At 63.1% G+C, this 2,978-nt stretch carries 3 protein-coding genes; all 3 read left to right on the top strand.

The genetic code is table 11. The annotated features are described in order from the left end of the window. Positions 1 to 992 (top strand): GltB/FmdC/FwdC-like GXGXG domain-containing protein (locus tag ABSG20_RS33685; protein WP_490338357.1); only part of this gene is annotated, 992 nt, incomplete at its 5' end. Positions 993 to 1,043: 51 nt separating this feature from the next. Continuing rightward, on the top strand, positions 1,044 to 2,501 hold the full coding sequence (locus tag ABSG20_RS33680; protein ID WP_423868758.1) for a glutamate synthase subunit beta: 1,458 nt from the start codon (positions 1,044 to 1,046) through the stop codon (positions 2,499 to 2,501). Between the two features lie 202 nt (positions 2,502 to 2,703). Further along, entirely contained in the window at positions 2,704 to 2,865 is a 162-nt protein-coding gene (locus tag ABSG20_RS33675) for a hypothetical protein (RefSeq protein ID WP_423868757.1), read from the top strand. The last annotated feature ends 113 nt before the right edge of the window (positions 2,866 to 2,978 follow it).

The raw sequence follows: 2,978 nt of genomic DNA, 5'->3' as shown, positions 1-2,978 counted from the left end.
TCTCGAGACTGTTCGTGCGTCAGGAAGAGCTGCCGGGCCAGAAGATCTATCACGCCCAGGACCAGGACCATCACCTGGAAGCCGTGCTCGACCGTACCTTGATCCAAAAGGCGCAAGCCGCGATCGACCGCGGCGCGCCGGTGAAGATCGATCTCGACATCAACAACACCGACCGCAGCGCCGGCGCGATGCTGTCGGGCACGATCGCCAGAATCTACGGCCATGCCGGGCTGCCGCACGACACCATCCAGGTCTCGTTCAAGGGCACCGCCGGCCAGGCCTTTGGCGCGTGGCTTGCGCGCGGCATCACCTTCGAGCTCGAAGGCGAAGGCAATGACTATGTCGGCAAGGGCCTGTCGGGCGGCCGCATCATCGTCAAGCCGCCGCGCATCTCCGGCATCGTGCCGGAGGAATCCATCATCGTCGGCAACACCGTGATGTACGGCGCGATCGAGGGCGAATGCTATTTCCGCGGCATCGCCGGCGAGCGCTTCGCCGTGCGCAATTCCGGCGCCGTCGCCGTCGTCGAGGGCGCCGGCGACCACTGCTGCGAATACATGACCGGCGGCATCGTGGTGGTGCTGGGCAAGACCGGGCGCAATTTCGCCGCCGGCATGTCGGGCGGCGTGGCCTACGTGCTGGACGAGGCCGGCGACTTCGAGAAGCTCTGCAACCTGGCGATGGTTCAGCTCGAGCCGGTGCTTTCGGAAGAGATGATCAACGAGAACGCCTATCACCAGTTCGGCGATCTCGAGGCCCATGGCCGGGTCGACGTGTTCGCCAACCTCCTGGATGCCGACGTCGAGCGGCTGCACATCCTCGTTACGCGCCACGCCAAACTGACCGGTTCCAAACGCGCCGCCGAGATCCTCTCGAACTGGACGACTTACCTGCCGAAGTTCCGCAAGGTGATGCCGGTGGAATACCGCCGCGCGCTGAAGGAATTGCGGACCAACGCCGATGCCGAACCGAAGATCGCGATTGGGGCGTGAATTCGCAAGCGAGAGAAAAGACACAGCGGAAGTTCAGGGGCGGCAAGTTTAATGGGCAAGGTAACGGGTTTTCTGGAAATCGAGCGGCACGATCGCAAATACGCCGATGTCCCCGAACGCATCAAGAGTTTCAACGAATTCGTCATTCCGCTCAGTGAGAAGGAAACCCGCGACCAGGCGGCGCGCTGCATGAATTGCGGCATTCCCTATTGCCACGGCACCGGCTCGGTGGCGCCGGGTACGCCGGGCTGCCCGGTCAACAACCAGATTCCGGATTTCAACGATCTGGTCTATCAGGACAACTGGGAAGAGGCCTCGCGCAACCTGCACTCGACCAACAACTTTCCGGAATTCACCGGCCGCATCTGCCCGGCGCCGTGCGAGGCCTCCTGCACGCTCAACATCGACGACAATCCCGTCACCATCAAAACCATCGAATGCGCGATCGTCGACCGCGCCTGGGACAACGGCTGGATCAAGCCGGAAATATCAGCGCACAAGACCGGCAAGAAGGTCGCGGTGATCGGTTCGGGCCCCGCAGGCCTCGCCTGCGCGCAGCAGCTGGCGCGCGTCGGCCACGACGTCCACGTGTTCGAGAGATACGCCAAGGCCGGCGGGCTGTTGCGCTACGGCATTCCCGATTTCAAGATGGAGAAGCAGATCATCGACCGCCGCGTCGTGCAGATGGAAGCCGAGGGCGTCACCTTCCATTGCGACAGCCCTGTCGGCGGCAACTCCCCCGGCGCGATCGATCCGCGCGAAATGCTCAACGACTATGACGTGCTGGCGCTGACCGGCGGCGCCGAAGCGCCGCGCGACCTGCCGGTTCCCGGCCGCGATCTCCACGGCATCCACTTCGCGATGGATTTCCTGCCGCAGCAGAACCGCCGGGTCAGCAGCGAGCCGCTCGGCGACACCGCCGAAATTCTGGCCGCCGGCAAGCATGTGGTGGTGATCGGCGGCGGCGATACCGGATCGGACTGCATCGGCACTTCATTCCGGCAAGGCGCGCGGTCGGTGACGCAACTCGAGATCATGCCGGCGCCCCCGGAGCGCGAGAACAAGGGCCTGACCTGGCCGAACTGGCCATTGAAAATGCGGACGTCATCGAGCCAGGCCGAGGGCGCCAAGCGCGAATATGCCGTGCTGACCCAGAGATTTTCCGGTGCCGACGGCAAGGTGGCAAAACTGCATTGCGTTGAGGTCGACGACAAGTTCAAGCCGATCCCCGGCACCGAATTCGAACTCGATGCGCAGCTCGTGCTGCTGGCGATGGGCTTTGTCCATCCCGTGCACGAGGGCCTCTTGAAGACGCTCGGCGTCGACCTCGACCCACGCGGCAACGTCCGCGCCAATACCTCTGACTACCAGACCTCGCGCCCCAACGTGTTCTCCGCCGGCGACATGCGCCGCGGCCAATCATTGGTGGTGTGGGCGATCCGCGAGGGACGAATGTGCGCACGCGCCATCGATGCGTTTCTGATGGGGACGTCGAACCTGCCGGGGTGAGGGGGAGTCGTGCGCCAGTTAAAGCCGCTGGGGCCTGGAACCAATATCGCCGGGGTAACTTAGTGATGGACTACCGGATGCACGGCGCCCCCCGCGCATCCGATGAAACTGACGGCCCCAGCCTGTCCCCCCGAGCTGGGGCCGTTTCGTCGGACAAAGCTGCTTTACCGCACCCGCACAGGAGCTTGCGATGCTTTCGGTCTTGATCGGCGTTCTGATTATCTGCGTCGTCGGTGCGATTTGCTTTTGGGCCATCGACAGGTTCGCCAATGAAGCCCGCCTGGCAAACCTTCTCAAACTGCTTGTGGTTCTGATCTGCCTGGCGGCGATACTGCAACGGGTGCTGCCGCTGGCGGGAATTTGATCGGCCTTGCTTGCCTATCCCAGCCGAAGGATCGCAGCAGCTCGTGCCTTCCGAATTTGATCGACATGGCAATATGCTATTCTCAACACTCACATTGTTCTGGCAAGTCGTCT

It is taken from the genome of Bradyrhizobium sp. (assembly GCF_049512235.1).
In the GTDB taxonomy this organism is placed as follows: Bacteria; Pseudomonadota; Alphaproteobacteria; order Rhizobiales; family Xanthobacteraceae; genus Bradyrhizobium.
The sequence above is the reverse complement of the archived record's forward strand: the minus strand, read 5'-3'. Positions and strand labels throughout refer to the sequence as shown.